The organism is Vibrio sp. L85, from assembly GCF_963871815.1.
GTDB lineage: Bacteria > Pseudomonadota > Gammaproteobacteria > Enterobacterales > Vibrionaceae > Vibrio > Vibrio harveyi.
Genome location: NZ_CAWMYL010000241.1, coordinates 1 through 322, shown reverse-complemented (window position 1 = coordinate 322; position 322 = coordinate 1). Strand labels below are relative to the sequence as shown.

Annotated in this window: 1 protein-coding gene; it reads left to right on the top strand. The window is 49.4% G+C overall.

Annotated elements, in window-relative coordinates; all coding sequences use genetic code 11:
- Window positions 1-322 (top strand): hypothetical protein (locus AACR11_RS22785; protein ID WP_139374631.1); only part of this gene is annotated, 322 nt, incomplete at both ends.

The window sequence follows — 322 nt, the reverse complement described above, 5'->3', positions numbered from 1 at the left end:
GACTGTCACAGCGTCGGTATCAGACGGCGTGAACCCGAAAGCAACAGACACCGATTCTCTTGATGTCGTTCGCGTAAACGACGCACCAACCATTGATGTCACAGCGGTTGATAGCGTGACTGAAGATGCGGTGAGCACCGATACCGTAGTGGCAACACTCGTTGTTGCTGATACAGATACGCCAGCAGATGAGCTTACCGTTCAGCTAGAAAACAACACAGATGGTTACTTCGTCCTAGACGGTGATCAAGTGAAGTTGACCGATAAAGGTGTTGAAGCGGTTAATAATGACCAGCTTGACCTAGACAGCCTAACGGTAACT